The organism is Micromonospora sp. NPDC005553, assembly GCF_042871765.1.
In the GTDB taxonomy this organism is placed as follows: Bacteria; Actinomycetota; Actinomycetes; order Mycobacteriales; family Micromonosporaceae; genus Micromonospora.
This window is the reverse complement of sequence record NZ_JBIAJD010000002.1, coordinates 836,313-853,683: the sequence shown is the minus strand read 5'-3', so window position 1 is coordinate 853,683 and position 17,371 is coordinate 836,313. Positions and strand designations below refer to the sequence as shown.

General features: G+C 71.8%; 17 protein-coding genes. 9 read left to right on the top strand and 8 right to left on the bottom strand.

The window, feature by feature from the left end:
* Window positions 1-11: 11 nt before the first annotated feature.
* Genes ACFYPG_RS11335 through ACFYPG_RS11320 form a run of 4 tightly spaced genes read right to left on the bottom strand, consistent with a single transcriptional unit; the run spans window position 12 to window position 3,390 of the window.
* Window positions 12-653: a DsbA family protein gene (locus ACFYPG_RS11335; protein ID WP_387351627.1), complete on the bottom strand. Its 642-nt coding sequence runs from the start codon at window positions 651-653 to the stop codon at window positions 12-14.
* A gap of 20 nt (window positions 654-673) precedes the next feature.
* On the bottom strand, window positions 674-1,102 hold the full coding sequence (locus ACFYPG_RS11330) for a SufE family protein (RefSeq protein ID WP_357194707.1): 429 nt from the start codon (window positions 1,100-1,102) through the stop codon (window positions 674-676).
* Between the two features lie 35 nt (window positions 1,103-1,137).
* Entirely contained in the window at window positions 1,138-1,563 is a 426-nt protein-coding gene (locus ACFYPG_RS11325) for a CBS domain-containing protein (protein ID WP_354945799.1), read from the bottom strand.
* A 57-nt stretch (window positions 1,564-1,620) separates the two neighbouring features.
* Entirely contained in the window at window positions 1,621-3,390 is a 1,770-nt protein-coding gene (locus ACFYPG_RS11320; RefSeq protein WP_387351625.1) for a proline--tRNA ligase, read from the bottom strand.
* 141 nt (window positions 3,391-3,531) lie between these two features.
* Between ACFYPG_RS11320 and ACFYPG_RS11315 the strand changes: the two genes are divergently transcribed.
* The 7 genes from ACFYPG_RS11315 (at window position 3,532) to ACFYPG_RS11285 (ending at window position 10,474) form a co-directional block, all read left to right on the top strand.
* Entirely contained in the window at window positions 3,532-4,062 is a 531-nt protein-coding gene (locus ACFYPG_RS11315; protein ID WP_355004575.1) for a SigE family RNA polymerase sigma factor, read from the top strand.
* Window positions 4,059-5,231, top strand: coding sequence for a hypothetical protein (locus ACFYPG_RS11310; protein ID WP_387351623.1), 1,173 nt, complete (start codon window positions 4,059-4,061; stop codon window positions 5,229-5,231). The genes ACFYPG_RS11315 and ACFYPG_RS11310 overlap by 4 nt, the downstream gene beginning before the upstream one ends.
* 227 nt (window positions 5,232-5,458) lie before the next feature.
* Window positions 5,459-6,586, top strand: a complete 1,128-nt coding sequence (locus ACFYPG_RS11305) for a hypothetical protein (protein ID WP_387351621.1) — start codon at window positions 5,459-5,461, stop codon at window positions 6,584-6,586.
* A gap of 176 nt (window positions 6,587-6,762) precedes the next feature.
* Window positions 6,763-7,530, top strand: a complete 768-nt coding sequence (locus tag ACFYPG_RS11300) for an SGNH/GDSL hydrolase family protein (protein ID WP_355004579.1) — start codon at window positions 6,763-6,765, stop codon at window positions 7,528-7,530.
* A 2-nt stretch (window positions 7,531-7,532) separates the two neighbouring features.
* Window positions 7,533-7,979, top strand: a complete 447-nt coding sequence (locus tag ACFYPG_RS11295; RefSeq protein ID WP_387351619.1) for a hypothetical protein — start codon at window positions 7,533-7,535, stop codon at window positions 7,977-7,979.
* A 128-nt stretch (window positions 7,980-8,107) separates the two neighbouring features.
* Complete coding sequence (locus ACFYPG_RS11290; protein WP_355004581.1) at window positions 8,108-9,475, top strand: hypothetical protein; 1,368 nt, start codon at window positions 8,108-8,110, stop codon at window positions 9,473-9,475.
* Window positions 9,476-9,571: 96 nt separating this feature from the next.
* Entirely contained in the window at window positions 9,572-10,474 is a 903-nt protein-coding gene (locus ACFYPG_RS11285) for a sulfurtransferase (RefSeq protein ID WP_387351618.1), read from the top strand.
* 112 nt (window positions 10,475-10,586) lie between these two features.
* Here the strand turns inward: ACFYPG_RS11285 and ACFYPG_RS11280 are convergent, their stop codons facing one another.
* The 3 genes from ACFYPG_RS11280 to ACFYPG_RS11270 form a co-directional block, all read right to left on the bottom strand.
* Window positions 10,587-11,780, bottom strand: a complete 1,194-nt coding sequence (locus ACFYPG_RS11280) for a hypothetical protein (RefSeq protein ID WP_387351616.1) — start codon at window positions 11,778-11,780, stop codon at window positions 10,587-10,589.
* The gene (locus ACFYPG_RS11275; RefSeq protein ID WP_355004584.1) at window positions 11,777-12,325 is read right to left on the bottom strand and encodes a SigE family RNA polymerase sigma factor; all 549 of its coding nucleotides are present in this window, start codon (window positions 12,323-12,325) and stop codon (window positions 11,777-11,779) included. The genes ACFYPG_RS11280 and ACFYPG_RS11275 overlap by 4 nt, the downstream gene beginning before the upstream one ends.
* 70 nt (window positions 12,326-12,395) lie before the next feature.
* Window positions 12,396-12,977, bottom strand: a complete 582-nt coding sequence (locus ACFYPG_RS11270) for a TetR family transcriptional regulator (protein WP_387351614.1) — start codon at window positions 12,975-12,977, stop codon at window positions 12,396-12,398.
* Window positions 12,978-13,044: 67 nt separating this feature from the next.
* On the opposite strand from ACFYPG_RS11270, the gene ACFYPG_RS11265 reads away from it, so the two are divergent.
* Window positions 13,045-14,241 (top strand): FAD-dependent oxidoreductase, encoded by a 1,197-nt coding sequence (locus ACFYPG_RS11265; protein WP_387351612.1) that lies wholly within the window; start codon window positions 13,045-13,047, stop codon window positions 14,239-14,241.
* On the opposite strand, the gene ACFYPG_RS11260 is transcribed toward ACFYPG_RS11265, so the two are convergent.
* A complete protein-coding gene (locus tag ACFYPG_RS11260) occupies window positions 14,238-15,461 on the bottom strand; it encodes an MFS transporter (protein WP_387351610.1) in 1,224 nt (407 codons plus the stop codon). The two genes, ACFYPG_RS11265 and ACFYPG_RS11260, sit on opposite strands and share 4 nt — an antisense overlap.
* A gap of 120 nt (window positions 15,462-15,581) precedes the next feature.
* Between ACFYPG_RS11260 and ACFYPG_RS11255 the strand changes: the two genes are divergently transcribed.
* Window positions 15,582-17,369 (top strand): HSP90 family protein, encoded by a 1,788-nt coding sequence (locus ACFYPG_RS11255; RefSeq protein WP_355004588.1) that lies wholly within the window; start codon window positions 15,582-15,584, stop codon window positions 17,367-17,369.
* Window positions 17,370-17,371: the final 2 nt, after the last annotated feature.

The window sequence follows — 17,371 nt, the reverse complement described above, 5'->3', positions numbered from 1 at the left end:
CCCCCGGTGACTCAGTGTGAGTGCGCTGCGGACTCCCGCTGCTCGACCTCGGCGAACGCGGCGAGCAACGTCTGCACCTCCTGCGCGCCGGAGACCGCGTACTTCCCGGCCAGCACGAAGGTCGGCACGCTGGTGATGCCCAGTTCCCGGGCGGTGGCCATTGCGGCGGCGACGTCGGCGACGCGCTCGTCGGAGTCGAGGAACCGGCGCGCGTCGGCCGCGTCGAGGCCGATCTCGCCGGCCAGGGCGGCCAGAGCCTCCCGCGAGCCGACGTCGACACCGTTGTTGAAGTGCGCCTGGTAGAGCGCCTCCACCATCTCGGGCGCCCGGCCCTGGTCGGTCGCCCACGAGACGAGGCGGTGCGCGTCGAAGGTGTTGGCGATCACCGCGCGGTCGTAGTCGAGCCGCAGCCCGTCGGCCGCCGCGACCTGGGTCACGTGGTCGACCATCTGCCGGGCGCGCTCCGGGCCGCCGAACTTCCCGGCCAGCGCCTGCACCAGCGGCAGGGGCTGCGGCACCGGCGACGGGTCGAGCTGGAACGGCCGGTAACGGACCGTCACCGCGCCGTCGTAGCTGGCGAGGGCCTCATCCAGGCGGCGCTTGCCGATGTAGCACCACGGGCAGATGACGTCCGCGTAGATCTCGATCTCCATGCTCGGTGGCAACCCCGCGGTCAGCCGAGTTGTTCCCGGATCTGCCGCTTGAGGCGGCCCAGGATCGCGGTGCCGCCACGGACTCGTAGTGGGCTGATCGCCTGGGCCAGCCCCATCCGCTGATAGAGGTCGTCCGGAACGGCCAGCACCTGCTCAGCGCTCGCCCCCGCCAGCCCCTCGGCGAGGATCCCGGCGAACGCCCGGGTGGTGGGCGCTTCCGGAGGGCAGTCGAAGAGCGTCTCCACCGTGCCCTCCGCAGTCACCTTGGCCCGCAGGAAGAACGCCGTCTGACACTCGGGCACCTGCTCCATGCCCTCGCGCTCCGCGGCGCCCTCCGGCAGCGCCGGGATGACGTCCGCGTACTCCAGGAGCATCTCCAGCACCAGGTCGCGCGGCGCGGCGGCGAACTCGTCGACGATCTCGGCCAGTCGGGCCGGCATGTCAGCCATGCGTCGAGGCTACCGCCGTCATGCCGGGGCCCCGCTCACACCGTCGGTGACTGCTCGCTGATCTCGCTGAGCGCGCTGGTGGGGTCGAGCTGCATGGCCAGGTCGCCGAGCGAGACGATCCCCACCAGCTTGCGGTCACTGTCACAGACCAGCACCCGTCGGATGCCCCGATCCCGCATGAGCGCCGCCGCCTCACCCGCCGTGCAGTGCTGCTCGATCATGACGACCTCGCGGGTGACGATCGAGCCGATGGTGGTGGCCGCGGGGGAGCTGTTCTCCGCCACGGCCCGCACCACGATGTCCCGGTCGGTGAGCATGCCGGCGAGGCTGGCGCCGTCGGTGACCACCACATCACCGATGTCGGCCTCCTTCATCACCCTGGCCGCCTCGTCCAGGGTGGTCTCCACCGGCAGGTACACGACCTGCTTGGTCATCACGTCACTGACCCGGTAACCGGTCATGAGAGCCTCCGAAGACGTATCCAGCCGATCCGACTGCTCTACCCCGTGACACCGTCGCTACACCAGGTTCGCACGTTCCTGCCGTACCTCGTCGACGAGTCGATCCAGCAGACCGGCCAGCGGCAGCTCGATGCGCTCGCCGCCGGCCCGCTCGCGCAGCTCGACGTACCCCTCGGCGAGCCGGCGGCCGACCACGACGGCCCGGGGGATGCCGATCAGCTCGGCGTCGGTGAACTTGACCCCGGCCGAGACGTGCGTGCGGTCGTCGACGAGCACCCGCAGGCCGGCGGCGGCGAGACGCCCGCCGAGCTCCACCGCCGCGTCGAGCTGCGGGCCCTTGCCCGCAACCACCAGGTGTACGTCACACGGTGCGATAGCTGCCGGCCAGACCAGTCCCCGGTCGTCGTGGTGCTGCTCGGCGACGGCCGCCACCGCCCGGGAGACCCCGATGCCGTAGCAGCCCATTGTCGGCCGGACCGGCTTGCCGGCCGGCCCGAGCACGTCGACGGCGAAGGCGTCGGTGAAGCGGCGACCGAGCTGGAAGATGTGCCCGATCTCGATGCCCCGCCGGATGGTCAGCTCGCCCGCCTCGCACGCGGGGCAGGGGTCGCCGGCGCGGACGTCGGCCCCCTCGATGGTGCCGTCGGGGGTGAAGTCCCGTCCGCACACCACGTCGGTCGCGTGTCGGCCCGGCTCGTTCGCCCCGGTCAGCCAGGCAGAACCGGTCACCACCCGAGGGTCGACCAGGTAGCGGATGCCCAGCTTGTCGAGCAGTTGCGGTCCGAGGTAGCCGCGAACAAGCTCCGGATGCTCGGCCCACTCCTCGAAGACGGCCACCTGTGCCGGGTGCAGTGCGGCGCCGACCCGCTTCAGGTCGACCTCCCGGTCACCGGGCAGCCCGACGACCAGGAGCTCGGCCCGGTCGGCACCCGGCTGACGAACGGACAACACGACGTTCTTCAGGGTGTCGGCGGCGGTCCAGCCGTCCCGACCGCCCAACCGGCGCGCATTGGCCAACTCCACCAGGCTCGCGATGGTCGGAGTCTCCGGAGTGTCGTGCACCTCGACGGCCGGCTGCGCGCTCGGATCACCGGCGCTCGGCACCCGGGTGGCCACCGCCTCGGTGTTCGCCGCGAAGTCGCAGGAGGTGCAGCCGACGAACGTGTCCTCGCCGACCGGCGTCGCAGCCAGGAACTCCTCCGACGCGGAGCCGCCCATCGCGCCGGACATCGCCCGCACCACCGTGTAGTCCAGCCCCAACCGATCGAAGATCCGCTGGTACGCGGCACGATGCCGCCCGTACGCCTCCCGCAGCCCCGCCTCGTCCAGGTCGAAGGAGTACGCGTCCTTCATCAGGAACTCCCGGCCGCGCAGCAACCCGGCCCGCGGCCGCGCCTCGTCGCGGAACTTCGTCTGCACCTGGAACAGCGTCACCGGGAAGTCCCGGTACGAGTTGAACAGGTCCTTGACCAGCAGCGCCGCCATCTCCTCGTGGGTGGGTGCCAACAGGTGCTCGGCACCGCGCCGGTCGGCGAGGGTGAAGATGTCGTCGCCGTACTCCGTCCACCGGCCGCTGGCGCGGTACGGCTCGGCGGGCAGCAGCGCCGGAAAGTGCACCTCCTGGTCGCCGATCGCGATCAGCTCGGCGCGTACGACGTCGGTGATCCGATCCAGCACCAGCTTGCCCAGCGGCAGCCAGGTGTAGCCGCCCGGTGCGGCACGACGGATGTAGCCGGCGCGCAGCAGCAGCCGATGACTCGGCACCTCCGCGTCGGCCGGATCCTCGCGCAGGGTCCGCAGCAACAGGGTCGACATGCGTAGCAGCATCCGCGCAGCCTACGGCCGGTAAGGCAGGATGAGCGATCCATTTCGATCCGAACCGGACCCGACGCCGGCAACCATCGACGCCGTTGCTGACGTCTGCAAGGACACCAAGCCCTCGTACCTCGACCTGAAGGATTGGCCCGTGTGGACCCTCTGCTGAGTGAGTTCGACTCGTTCGTCCGTGCCCGCACCCCGGCGTTACTGCGCTCGGCCTACCTGCTCACCGGCGACCAGCACCTGGCCGAGGACCTCGTCCAGTCGGCCCTGGCCCGGACCCACCGCTCCTGGAACCGCCTGCACCACAGCGGCAACGCCGAGGCGTACACCCGCAAGACCATGTACCACCTACAGGTGTCCTGGTGGCGACGGCGCCGGGTACCCGAGTCGATGCCGGGCGATATGCCCGAGCCACGCGGAGGCGACTCGGCCCCGGACCACGCCCACCAGACCAGTCTGCGGCTCACCCTGCGGGCGGCACTGGCGAAGCTCTCCCCGAAGCAACGTGCCGTCCTGGTGCTGCGGTTCTTCGAGGACCGCACCGAGGCTGAGGCGGCGGACCTGCTCGGCGTCACGATCGGCACCGTGAAGAGCCAGACGGCCAAATCACTGGCCAGGCTGCGCGCCGTCGCGCCCGAACTCGCCGAGCTGTACGTCCTGGAAGGGAGTACCCAATGAACGACCAGCGCCTTCGGCTCGACCTGACCGCCCTGGCCGACGAGGTCACCTCCGTCGACCTGCGGGACCGGACCCTGCGTACGTCCCGTCGGCTTGGTATCCAACGGGCGGTTGCCACGTCGGCCGCCGCGCTGGTGCTGATCGCCGCAGCGGCCGGCACCGCCTTCGCCATCCGGCCGGACCAGTCCCCACCCCCGCTGCCGGCTGACACCCCGTCGGTCACCGCGTCGCCGTCGCCGACTCCGACGCCCACCCCGACGCCGTCCAGCAGCGCCGGCGACACGCCTGGCGCCCCGCCCAGCGGCGGGTCCAGCACGAACACCCCGTCCGTGCAGTTCGGCAAGCTCTTCTACGGCCCCGCCAGCGTCGCTCAGGTGAAGACCGCGAACCTGCGGTCCTGGCGTCCGGGTGACAGTTCGGTGCGTTTGCTGGCTCTGCCCGACATCGCGTTCATGGGCTTGAGCGTCTCGTCGGACGGCCAGCGGGTGGCTTGGGTGGACGACAACAGTGACCTCGTCGTCGCCGACGTTGACGGCTCGGACAAGCAGAAGATCCGCTCGCGTGTCGATCCGTACTGCGTCGGCGCGGCTTGGTCGCCGGACCGGCGGCAGTTGCTGTTCCGCGAGTTGTTAGAAACGAGCAGACCCGGTCGGTACGGCATGTTGGACATGCGCTCGGCGGTAAAGGCGGTGCGCTGGTGGACCAGTGAATTTGTACCCTGTAACGCCGTCTGGTCGGCGGACGGCAAGACCATCGCCATGAACAACGACTACGGGGTCACGCTCTACGGCGCGGACGGCACGAAGAAGCGGGTTGTCCCCGGCTTCTCCGAAGACGGATGGCAAACCAACAACGTCGTCAGTCTCGCCCCGGATGGCTCGCTGATCGCGCTGCTGCGGCACAAGCCGGATGGGGATGACGGCGACGTGGCTCGTGATCTGCGGGTCAACGTTGTGCTGGACACCCGTACGGGCAAGCAGGTCTCGTTGCCGTTGGGTGGGCGCACGCTGGATCAGGTCTACTTCCAGACCGACGGCTCGATGGTCGTGCGGGTCAAGACCGGCAGCGGACACGCGGTGCTGCTGGTGGACGAGGACGGAAAGAAGATCTCCGAGACCGTCGAGCCGGCGACTCTGAAGGACATGCAGATCCTGGCCGTCGTGGACTGAACGACCAGCGCCAGATGGGCGGGTCACCCTCGGGTGGCCCGCCCTTTCTGCGTCTGGGCACCGCCCGTGAGGCGGTGTTGATCACGGTCGGTGATCTGCGGAAAAGGTTGCCGGTGCGAGCGGATCCGACTGTCCGGTAGTAGCGCGCCGCGACGGCAACTCGCCACGGCCAGCCGCTCGTCTTGGGTGGTGTCAGGCACGGTAAGCCTCCACAAAGGACGACGACGATGAACCTCGGCCCGTTCACCCACACCACCCGCCCCGCCTCGGCCCGCCGATCCGGCGCGCTCGCCGGCACGGCCGCCCTGCTGCTTCTGGCGTTCGGCGCTGCGGCCTGCGGCACCGCCGACCCGAAGACCGCGCCCGCTCCGACCGAAAGCGTCACCGGCACCACTGTTCCCGCGACCGGTGACGCCCCGGCCGCCGGCACGGGCGGCGCCGTGCCGGATGCGGCCCCGGCCGTCGCGCCGGCCCGTCCGGCGGTCGGCTCGACGCAGTGGCCGCAGATGACCTGGTACACCGCCGAGGAGTACGGCCAGAAGCAGAACGACCCGGCCCGGATCTGGCGGCGTACCGCTGCTGGGACGTGGCAGGTGGTGCGTTCGGGTCGTCTCGGGAACAGCATGGACGCCGGCCCGCTCGCCGTCTCGCCGGACGGCCGACGGGTGGCCTGGCTGGAAGGGTCCGCCCGCCGCCTGGTGATCAGCGCGTTCGACGGCACGAAGCGGCACGTCATTCCGACCCAGGGTCAGCAGACCTGCGCGCCGAGCTGGCTCGACTCCGGGCGGGTGCTGTACGGCCTGGGGCGGGAGAAGGAGCTGACGCTCATCGCGGTCAACGCCGACGGGACCGGGCAGAAGGTGCTCGCCACCCACCACCCGAAGTGCCCGACGGTGTCCGGTGGGTGGATCGCCCAGGTCGGCGCGCAGACCGTGGCGATCTCTGACGAGCGAGGCGTCCGACGGGCGGTCAGCCCGCGCCTCCCCGCCGGCCTCGTCATCGGCGGAGTGGCGGCGATCTCCGGTGACAGCCGGACGCTGGTGATCAGCGCCCACACGACCAGCCCCGGCGGATGTGCCTGCAGCGAGCGGTTCCGCAACTACCGGCTCGACGCCGCCAGCGGGGCTCTCACCGAGCTGGCGCCGTTGGACCCGGCGTGGAAGAAGCCGACCGGGCACGGCCAGGCCATCGACGGTGTCGTCCTGGCCGACGGCGGTCTGGTGGTGCAGGTCAACGCGGCGACGCCGGCCGACGGCGCGCCGGCGTACCGGCTGGTCCGGTACGCGGCCAGTGGCCGGGTGCTGGCCACCGCGTCGGTGCCCGCCGGCCAGCCGTGGGGTGGCCTGCTGGGCTGAGCTCCCGGTGCAGCGTCACCGGGTAGGAGGGACCGGCCACTCACGGGGGTGGCCGGTCCCTCCCGTCGTCGTCGGCGCAATGACCTCCGACACGTAGTGGATTCGGGGCGGTGCCGGGCGTTGCCGCGGTGACAGACTGGTCGCCGCAGGCAACGGGTGGCGTAGGGGAGGCGCGGGTGCGCTGGCGCAGTTATGTCGCGGTCGGGGACAGCTTCACCGAGGGTATGGATGACGCGTACCCCGATGGCACCTTCCGGGGTTGGGCGGACCTGGTGGCGACCCGGCTCGCCGCCGACGCGGGGCCCGACTTCCGGTACGCGAACCTGGCCATCCGGGGCCGGCTCTTCCCCGGCGTGGTCGCCGAGCAGGTGCCCTCCGCCGTGGCGATGAAGCCCGATCTGATCAGTTTCGCGGCCGGTGGCAACGACGTGCTGCGGCGCACCTTCGATCCGGACACGCTTGTCGCCCGCTTCGACGAGGTGGTCCGGCAACTGCGCTCGGGTGGCGCGGACGTGCTCCTCTTCCGGTTCGCGGACGTGATGGCCCGACTGCCCGGTCAACGCCTCGTCGCCCCCCGGGTGCAGCTGCTCAATCAGGCGGTCGGTGAGACCGCCGAGCGGCACGGCGCCATCATGGTCGACCTGTACGCCGACGACACGTTCCTCAACCCCATGCTGTGGAGCACCGACCGGCTGCACCTCTCCCCGGCCGGGCATCGCCGGGTCGCCGGGCAGGTGCTGAACGCCCTCGGGGTTGGTTGCGACGAGGAGTGGCTGATGGTTCCGCCGCACCCGGCGCCGTCACCATGGTTGGCCGCCCGCGCCTCCGACCTGCGGTGGGCCGGTCAGTACCTCGCCCCCTGGGTGAAGCGACGGTTGACCGGTCGGTCGTCCGGCGACACTGTGACGGCGAAGCGCCCGCAACTCGGCCCGCTCGTCGACTGATCATGCTCACAGTGCACACGGCAGCCCTGCTGCGCCCTGACCCGGACCGCGACCTGTTGCCCGACCACGCCGTGCTGGTCAGTGGCGACCGGATCGAGGCCGTCGGCCCACTGGCCGAGCTGAGTTCGGCGTACGCCAACGCCCGGGTTCGCCGCTGGCCCGGCTCGCTGGGGCCGGGTCTGCTGCACGACAGTCCGCTGCCACCCGCTCCGACCCCGCGTGAGCGGGTGCACGCGCTGCTGCGTACCGGGGTGACGGCGGCGCTGGCGGAACACCTGACCGACCCCGCCCTGCGCGCCGCTGCCGAGCGCGGCGACCTGCTGGTGCTGGCCACCGCCGTGGCGCCGACGCTGCGTCCGGGCGGGCGGGCCGACCTCGCGGTGCACGGCCTCGACGGCACCTGCCTGGTGACCGTCGTCGCTGGTCGGATAGCCCACCGGCGCGCCTGAGCAGGGCCGTGGCTTCCACTGTGGATTGACCTGGCCGGATCGGGGTCGCCCGATGTCCGCCTTCCTCGATAGCATCCGCTGCCCCCGCTGATCGGAAGGCGGGGACATCGGGGAAAGGTAGATGAGGGATGACCTTCATGCCTGGCACGACGACATCCGCAAGACCGGCCCGGGCCCTGCTGACCGTGGGGCTTTCCGTGGCGGTCGCCGCCGGGATCCTCACGCTCCCGGCCGCGCCGGCCGCAGCGAACGAGCTTCCCATTGGTGCCAACAACCCACCGGGCGCGCCGACCGAGCTGCAAACCTCCGGCGAACCGTGTACGACGGCCGAGCCGTACCAGTTGTGGCAGAACGACGATGTGGCGCTCTCCGCCATCCTGCATGACCAGGACATCAACGAGAGCGGTGGCACCGACAGGTTGACCACCACCTTCGCGCTCTGGCCTGTCGACGAGCCGACCGCTCGGATCGAACGGTTCGGCCAGTACGGTCGGGAAGGTGATCGGGAGAGCGTCCTCGTCGAACGGGAGACGCTCACCCACGACCGGGTGTACGCGTGGCAGGTGCGGGCGGCGGACAGTTGGGCAACCGGGGAGTGGAGCGGCCTCTGCTATCTCCGGACCGACTTCCAAGGCCCGGTGGTCGCCCCGATCGTCACCTCCACCGACTTCCCCGTCGAGGGCTGGACCCCGGCGCTGCCGGGTCGGTTCACCTTCGACGCGGCGGCGACACCGGACGCGGTCGGCTTCCGGTATGAGCTGCTCGGCGGGGACGGCGTCCACGCGGTGTCGGCGGACCACCTCGGCGGCTCGGCAACCGTCACGCTCCACCCCGATGCGGGCCCCAACACCCTCCTGGTGTGGAGCCTGGATGCGGCCGGGAACAGGTCTCCCGAGGCGAGGTACGAGTTCCGGGCCAGCGACGTCGCACCGATCGTCACCGGCAGACTCACTGAGATCGGCGTGCCGACGACGTTCACAGTGCAGCCGCAGATGGCTGGGGTGGTCCGCTACCGGTTCCAACTGGACGGCGACCCCGAGCAGACCGTCGAGGCGGCGGCCGACGGCACCGCAGCGCTCACCGTCACCGCCACCAGGGGCGGCAACCGGACGCTCTCCGTGACCAGCGTGACCGCCGACGGCGTGACCGCCACCACGACGAGCACCTTCGTGCTGTCCACCACCCCGAAGATCACCGCGACGGTCTATCGGCAGGGCGCCACCAGTGGGGCGCCGGGTGTGCCCGGTGTCTTCACCTTCACGCCGCGCCAGGCTGACGTGGTCAGCTACCGCTACAGCTTCAACACGGTGACCAGCACCGTGGCCGCGGCGGCCGACGGCACCGGATCGGTGACCTGGACGCCGGCCAAGGCCGGGCTGACCATGCTCACCGTCTGGAGCATCGACCGGAGCGGCACCGAGTCGGCTTCGGCATCCTTCATCTTCTTCGTCGGCAACCCGCCGCCCAGCAACCCGGCGCAGGCCGGCGACCAGTAGCCAGTGGATCGGCCGACCGGCCCACCACCCCGTGCGGGTGGTGGGCCGGTCCCGTTACAGCGGTCGCTGGCGGCGATCCGGCGTACCTTGGGGATCATGTCTGTGCCGAACGATCCCGATCCCCGCCTCCAGTCGTACGCGGACCCGCAGCGGCTGGTCACCACCGAGTGGCTGGCCGAGCATCTGGGCGATGAGGGCCTCGTCGTCGTCGAGTCCGACGAGGACGTGCTGCTCTACGAATCCGGTCACATTCCCGGTGCGGTCAAGGTCGACTGGCACCTGGAGCTGAACGATCAGGTGACCCGGGACTACCTGGACGCCTCGAGCTTCGCCGAGATGTGCGCCGCGAAGGGCATCGGCCGGGGCGACACCGTCGTCTTCTACGGCGACAACTTCAACTGGTGGGCCGCGTACGCCCTCTGGGTCTTCTCGCTCTTCGGTCACGCCGATGTGCGACTGCTCGACGGCGGCCGGCAGAAGTGGATCGCCGAGGGACGCGAGGTGACCCGCGACAAGCTGGCTCGCCCGCGCGCCGACTATCCGGTGCCGTTGCGTGACGACGCCCCGCTGCGGGCCTTCCGGGAGCAGGTCATGGCGCACGTCGCGTCCGGCCGGCCGCTCGTCGACGTCCGGTCGCCGGGCGAGTACACGGGCGAGATGCTGCACATGCCGGACTACCCCCAGGAGGGTGCGCTGCGCGGTGGGCACATCCCGGGCGCGGTCAGCAAGCCGTGGAAGTCCGCCGCCAACGAGGACGGCACGTTCAAGTCGGCCGACGAGCTGAAGGTGATCTACGCCGACCAACTCGGGCTGAGCCCGGACGACGACGTGATCGCGTACTGCCGGATCGGCGAGCGGTCCAGCCACACCTGGTTCGTGCTGCGGCACCTGTTGGGCTACCCGCAGGTGCGCAACTACGACGGCTCGTGGACCGAGTGGGGCAACCTGGTCCGGGCGCCAGTGGTCAAGGGCGATCAGCCCGGCGGCCTGGCCGTCTGACCGGTTCGTCGTGTGATCGACTCGGGTTCCCGGATGTCGGGCTGTCCCCTTCGCTGGGACACCGCGGTATCCATGAACCCGAGTCGATCACGTCGAGGCGACGCGACCCCTGTCAGCTGGCCAGCACGATCACGCCGCGCAGGTCGCGGACGATTCCGGTGATCTCGCCGGTCTCCGGATGCCAGCGCGCCAGGGCGGCCGGTTCCAGTCGGAGCAGCACCGCGCCCCTGTTGTCCCAGCCCAGCACCTCGCAGCAGCCCTTGCCGCGCTCCCGGCCCAGGTCGAGCAGGTGGAGCACCGCCCCGGTCCGCGCGTCCAGCACGGCGGCACCCTCGGCACCGTCGATCTCGCCGCTGGTGATCCAGGCTGCTCGGGCCAGCCGCTCGCCGTGCAGCCAGCCCCGGCCGTAGAACTCGTTGACCTGGTAGGGCGACGGCAACGCCGAGGCGTTGATCGGCTGTTCGGAGCGGAGCTTGCCCTCCCGGGCGGTTCGGCTGCGCAACTGCAGGCTGGTCCCCTCGCCGTACGTCTCAATGAGCGGGGCCTCGCGGCCGGCGGCCGGGTCAGGCGCGATCAACTCCCAGGTCGACACGTCGATCGTGCTGGCCGCCCCGGTGGCCCGGTCCACCGCGTACGTCCGGTCGTCGCCCCCGACCAGCACCCGGTCGTGCGCCCACACCACCTGCTCCAGGTAGCCGTCGAGCGGTATCCGGCGGACGGCCGCCGTGGTGAGGTCGATCATGATCAGCTCTTTGGTCTGCGCGAACGCGGCCGACCGGCCGTCCGGCGACAGCACCCCCGGCTTGAGGGCCGCTGCCGCGTTGCCGCTCGCGTCCCGGGTGGGTGCCAGCGGCACCACGTCGAGGCTGCGCACCACGCCGTCGTTGCCGAGCACCCGAACCGGGCCGTCCTCGCGACCCTCCTCGTCAAGCGGCTGGAACAGTGCCAGTGCCCGCTGGACCGGCCGCTCGGAGAGCGGCACCGTCGCCGGGGCACCGAGCTTCGCCAACGGATCGGGCGGGTAGGTCAGGTCTGCGGGCGGTCGCTGCACCGGACCAGCGTGGGTGGGATCGGCCGTCGGCGTCACCGTCGGGCCGACCGGTGGGACCGGTGCCGGATCGGCGGGCGGTCGCAGCGCCGCAACGGTGCCACCGCCGACAAGGAGCACGGCCAGGGCGACCACTCCGACGGCCCGCCGGTTACGCCGGGTACGCCGAGCCCGCTCCCATCCGGCGGCGGCCGGCTGGCTGGGCAGCACGTCCTCGACGCTGACTGTCAGCAGTTGGCGCAGTTCCTGCTCGTTCACGGGTTCACCTCCAAGCCGCTGGCCAGATCGGCCGAGCCCTGGCTCGGTCGGGCATCGCGGGCCAGGTCCGGGGCGACCTCGCGGAGTCGGCGCAGCGCCGCGTGGCACTGGCTCTTCACGGTGCCGACGGTCACCCCGAGCGCCTCGGCGGTGGCGACCTCGGTCAGGTCCTCGTAGTAGCGCAACACCAGCACGGCCCGCTGCCGTGGTGGCAGCAGGCCCAGCGCGTCGTGCATCGTCAGCCGTAACGCGCCGTCACGGTCGTGGGCCACCTGGTCCGGCGGTGCGGCGCTGAGCCATTCCCGCCGTCGGCGACGCCACCACGACACCGAGTCGCGATAGAGGATGGCCCGCACGTACGCGGAGGGGTCGCCGTTGCGGACCGAGGGCCAGCGCAGCGCCAGCTTCAGCAGCGCGTCCTGGAGGAGGTCCTCGGCCTGATGCTGGTTGCCGCAGATCAGGTAGGCCGCGCGGAGCAGCCGGTGCTGGTGGTTCTCCACGAAGGCGAGGTAGCCGTCGCGTCCGTCGTCCTTCGGCGGCGCCATCCGCCCCCCTCCCGGCCGTCGCGCTGTGCGCGTCAACTGGCAGACGCACGGGAGGTGGGAAAAGGTTGGGTCAGCCCGGTGGCATTCCGGTCAGATAGCGCTGGAGCGTCGGCGCGATCCAGGAGACCAGGTCGTCCGGCGGGGTGTCCACCATGGGCGGCAGGCGGACGATGTACCGGGTGAAGGCGAGGCCGAGGATCTGACTGGCCACGAGGCCGGCCCGTCGGGCGGTCAGCGCCGGGTCGCCGCCGAACGTGGCCACGGCGGCGGTGAGCTGGTCGGCGAAGATGCCGCGCATGCGTTCGGCCGCGCCGGGGTTGGTGCTGGCGGCCCGCAGCAGCGCCACCAGGGTCTCGTCGCCCTCCCAGCGCGCGAGGAAGTGCCGGACCAGCACCTCACCGAGTCGAGCGGGCGGCACCGAGGTCAGGTCGGGCAGGCGTAGGTCGAACTCGGCCGCCGCCGCGAACAGCCCCTCCTTGCTGCCGTAGTAGCGCATCACCATCGAGGGGTCGATCTGGGCGTCGGCGGCGATGGCCCGGATCGTGGCGCGCTCGTAGCCGTCCGCCGCGAACCGTTCCCGGGCCGCTCGCAGGATCGCCGCCCGGGTGGTGTCGGAGCGTCGGGGCGGGGTCGACTGGGCGGACCGGGTCATGCCAACGACCGTAGGCCAACAAGTGTTGACACGCAATCGGGCGGGTCCTAGCGTTGCCAACAAGCGTTTGCCAACAACTGTTGGCAACGGTTTCCTGGAGGTGGCCATGCTGCCCACGAGCACCGACGTCCTGGTGGTGGGTGCCGGCCCCACCGGTCTCGCCACCGCGTTGACGCTGGCAAGGCGCGGCGTCGAGGTGACAGTGCTGGACCGGCTGGCCGCGCCGCCGACGACCTCCCGCGCCGCCGTCGTGCACGCGTACACCCTGGAGGTGCTGGACCGGATCGACGCCGCGGCGCCGCTGATCGCCCAGGCGGTGCGGACGCCGCGCTTCACGGTGCGCGACCGGGACCGGGTGCTGCTGTCGGTGCCGTTCCACGAGTTGCCGTCCCGCTTCCCCTACGCGTTGCTGGTCTCCCAGTCGGTCACCGAGGCCGTGCTCACCGAGAAGTTGGCTGAACGCGGTGTCCAGGTACGACGGCAGTGCCAGCTCACCGGGCTGAGCCGCGCCGGTGACGGCATGCTCGCGCAGGTCGACGGGGCGGCGCTGCGGGCCCGGTTCGTGGTCGGCGCGGACGGCCTGCACAGCACGGTCCGACAGTTGGCCGGCATCGGCTTCACCGGCAGCAGCGACGAGGAATCCTTCGTGCTCGCCGACGTGCGGGTGCGCAGCGTGCTGCCCCGCGACGAGGCGGCGCTCTTCCTCGCCCGCCCCGGGCCGCTGGTCTGGGCGCCGCTGCCCGGCGGGGTGGTCCGGTTGGTCGCCGCCGTGGCGGACGCCCCGACCGAACCGGACGCGGCCTACCTCCAGGCGCTGCTCGACGAGCGTGGCCCGGCGCGACGACCCGACCGGGTGACCGAGGTGCTCTGGGGCTCCCGGTTCCGGGTGCACCACCGGATCGCCGACACCTTCCGAGTCGGACCGGTGCTGCTGGCCGGCGACGCCGGGCACGTGCACAGCCCGGCCGGCGGGCAGGGCATGAACCTCGGGATCTGCGACGCGGTGGCACTCGGCACCGCAGTGGCGGACGTGCTCGACGGCGGCCCGGAGACGCTGCTCGACGACTACACCGCCCGGCAGCGGCCGATGGCCGAGGACGTGCTGAGCTTCGCCGCCGGGCTGACCAGGATGGCCGGTGTCTCACCGGCTCGTCGGCCCGCCCGGGACGTGCTGCTCCGGCTGCTCGGTGCCGTTCCACCGGCCCGCCGACGCATCGCGCTGCGCCTGTCCGGGCTGTCGCACCGGGAGCGGACGCCGGGCTAACCCGCGCCGCTCGACACGGCGGACACAGCCGGTCGCAGTGTCCGCCACGCGGCGACGGTGACCAGCGCGAACGTCGCCGCCGCAGCGCCCGCCACCGGCGCCGTGCCGTACGACGCGGCGCCCAGCCCGGCGAGCGCTGCCCCGAGCGGTGCGGTGAGCAGACCGACCATCCGCTGGGCCGCACCGACCCGCCCTAGCAGTTCGCTCGGCACCTGCCGCTGCCCGTACGACGCCCACAGGCTGTTCCACACCACGGTGCCGGCGGCGAAGACGGCGAGCGCGATCCCGCCCGACACCGGATGCCGAGCCAGCGCGAAGCCGGTCAACGCCACGGTCTCCACTGCCAGCACCGCACGCAGCGCCGGCACCGTGCCGAGTCGGGCGGCGAGCCGTCCCGCCCCGAGCGCCCCCGCCACACCCCCGACGATGGCGGCGGCGGCGAACAGCCCGTACCCGGCCGGTGGCACCCGGAGCACGTCCAGCGCGTAGAGCACCAGCACCGCCATGATTCCGCTGATCGCCAGGTTGCTCGCGGCGGTGAGCACGGTGACCCGCCACAGGGTCCGGTGCGCCACCAACCACCGCAGCCCCTCGACGATCTCGCCCCACACAGTGTCGCGCCGCCGTGCCGTTTCCGGGGTGCTGGCGGGAGGCGCACTGAGGGCCAGCACGAGCAGGGCTGCCGCCGCGAAGGTGACGGCGTCGACTGCGAACGGAAGTGCCGGGGCGACGGCGAACAGGACACCGGCGGCGGGCGCCCCGAGGAAGCCACCGGCCACCGCCGCCCCCGCCTGGAGCCGACCGTTCGCCCGGGGCAGCGCGTCCGGTGGCACCAGCGCGGGGAGTAGCGCGAACGACGCGGAGTCGAAGAGAGTGCCAAACGTGGCGAGCAGAAACGCCACCACCAGCAGCACCAGCACGCTGACCCGGTCGAGCGCGACCACCACGGCCAGCGCCGCCACCACTGCCGCGCGTACCCCGTCGACCACCGCCATCGTCCGACGGCGGTCCCAGCGGTCCGCGTACACGCCGCCGAGCAGGCCGAAGAGCAGCGGCGGCAACTGCCCGGCCACGGTGACCGCCGCGATGATCCGCGGATCACGGGTCACTGTCGCGGCCAGCAGGGCCAGCGCCGGGGTACGCAGCGCGTCCCCGAACCGGGACGAGACGGCTGCGGACCACAGGAGCTGGATGTCCCGGCCCAGAGCGGAGGAAGTCATGCCGGCGACCGTGCCGGTTCGACCGGGTCGAGGGTCAAGCCGCCGGGCAGAGAGGGGACCGCGCCGGTCGGTGATCATGGGTACGGTGAGCGCCGATATCGGGACGGGGAGACAACAGGCGTGGATCACACTTTCCAGGTCGACCTACGTGGCGTGGTTGACCTGCTCAGTCATCACCTCTACGGCAGCCCGCGGGTCTACGTCCGTGAGCTGCTCCAGAACGCGGTGGACGCGATCACCGCCCGCCGCAGGACCGAACCGGACGCGCCGGCGCTGGTACGCATCGAACCCCCGGACAGCACCGGCGACGGCACTCTGCGGGTGCACGACACCGGCATCGGCCTGACCGAGGCGCAGGTGCACGAGCTGCTGGCCACCATCGGCCGCAGCTCGAAGCGCGACGAGCTCGGCTTCTCCCGGCACGAGTTCCTCGGCCAGTTCGGCATCGGTCTGCTCTCCTGCTTCCTGGTGGCCGACGAGATCCAGGTGCTCACCCGGCACGGCGACGAGCCCACGGTTCGCTGGACCGGGTACGCCGACGGCCGATACGCGGTGACGGTGGCCCCGCCGGAGGCCGCTCGCGCCGAGCCGGGCACCACCGTCACGCTGGTGCCCCGCCGCGACGCGGACCAGTGGTTCACCACCGCGACCGTCACCGACCTGGCCCGGCTCTTCGGCGCGCTGCTGCCGGTCACCGTCCGCGTCGGCGACGTCGTCACCACCGCCGGGGAGCCGCCCTGGCCGACCACGCCGGGAGCGCCGCTGGACCGCGCGGCGCTGATCCGGTACGCCCGGGAGACGCTCGGCGTGGACCCGTTCGACGTCCTGCCGCTGGCCGTGCCGGAGGCCGGGCTGACCGGCGTCGCCGTCATCCTGCCGACGCCGGTGAACCCGGCGGCCCGGGCCGGGCACCGCGTCTACCTCAAGCGGATGCTGCTCACCGAGAACGCCGACGGGCTGCTGCCGGAATGGGCGTTCTTCGCACACTGCGTGGTGGACGCGACCGAGCTGCGCCCGACCGCCAGCCGGGAGGCCCTCTACGAGGACACCCTGCTGACGGCGACCCGGGAGGCACTCGGCGACCAGGTGCGCGGCTGGCTGGTCCGGTTGGCCCGGCACGACCCGCACCGGCTGGCCGAGTTCCTCCAGGTGCACCACCTCGGCGTGAAGGCCCTGGCGCTGCACGACGACGAGATGCTCCGGCTGGTCGACCGGTGGTGGCCCATGGACACCAACGTCGGCACGCTCACCCTCGCCGAGTTCCGGGAGCGCTACGGCGTGGTCCGCTACGCGGCCAGCCTGGACGAGTTCCGTCAACTGGCCGCTGTCGCCGCCGCGCAGGACCTGGCGGTGGTCAACGCCGGCTACACGTACGACACCGAGCTGATCGAGCGGCTGCCGGTGGTGGACCGCTCGGTGCTCATCGAGCGGCTGGAGCCGAGTGACCTCACCACCCGGTTCGACGCGCTCGACCCGCAGGTGGAGTTGGCGTTGCGACAGTTCCTCGCGGCGGCGCAGCGGGCCGTCGAGCGTTCCGGCTGCGAGGTGGTCATCCGGGCGTACGACCCGGTTTCCCTGCCCGCGCTCTACCTGGTCAGCCGGTCGGCGGCGTTCAACGACCAGCTCGCGGCCAGCCGGGACCGGGCCGACGAGCTGTGGGGTGGAGTGCTCGACGCGCTCGCCGCCACCGCCCCGCCGGACCGTCCGCAGTTGGTGCTCAACCACCGCAACCCGCTGGTACGACGGGTGACCGTGCTTAGCGATCCGGAGCTGGTCGGTCTGGCCATCGAGGCGCTGTACGGGCAGGCGCTGCTGCTCGGCCACCATCCGATCCGCGCCGCCGACGCGGCGTTGCTGAACGATTCCTTCCTCGGCCTGCTCGGCCGGGCTGTCCCGGGACGGGAGTGAGC

Bases quoted from the DNA above. Each gene is read 5' to 3' on its own strand.
- ACFYPG_RS11260 (WP_387351610.1), bottom strand. From the start codon at position 15,461: ATGACTTCCTCCGCTCTGGGCCGGGACATCCAGCTCCTGTGGTCCGCA.
- ACFYPG_RS11290 (WP_355004581.1), top strand. From the start codon at position 8,108: ATGACCTTCATGCCTGGCACGACGACATCCGCAAGACCGGCCCGGGCC.
- ACFYPG_RS11305 (WP_387351621.1), top strand. From the start codon at position 5,459: ATGAACCTCGGCCCGTTCACCCACACCACCCGCCCCGCCTCGGCCCGC.
- ACFYPG_RS11325 (WP_354945799.1), bottom strand. From the start codon at position 1,563: ATGACCGGTTACCGGGTCAGTGACGTGATGACCAAGCAGGTCGTGTAC.
- ACFYPG_RS11270 (WP_387351614.1), bottom strand. From the start codon at position 12,977: ATGACCCGGTCCGCCCAGTCGACCCCGCCCCGACGCTCCGACACCACC.
- ACFYPG_RS11285 (WP_387351618.1), top strand. From the start codon at position 9,572: ATGTCTGTGCCGAACGATCCCGATCCCCGCCTCCAGTCGTACGCGGAC.
- ACFYPG_RS11275 (WP_355004584.1), bottom strand. From the start codon at position 12,325: ATGGCGCCGCCGAAGGACGACGGACGCGACGGCTACCTCGCCTTCGTG.
- ACFYPG_RS11320 (WP_387351625.1), bottom strand. From the start codon at position 3,390: ATGCTGCTACGCATGTCGACCCTGTTGCTGCGGACCCTGCGCGAGGAT.
- ACFYPG_RS11295 (WP_387351619.1), top strand. From the start codon at position 7,533: ATGCTCACAGTGCACACGGCAGCCCTGCTGCGCCCTGACCCGGACCGC.
- ACFYPG_RS11330 (WP_357194707.1), bottom strand. From the start codon at position 1,102: ATGGCTGACATGCCGGCCCGACTGGCCGAGATCGTCGACGAGTTCGCC.
- ACFYPG_RS11310 (WP_387351623.1), top strand. From the start codon at position 4,059: ATGAACGACCAGCGCCTTCGGCTCGACCTGACCGCCCTGGCCGACGAG.
- ACFYPG_RS11335 (WP_387351627.1), bottom strand. From the start codon at position 653: ATGGAGATCGAGATCTACGCGGACGTCATCTGCCCGTGGTGCTACATC.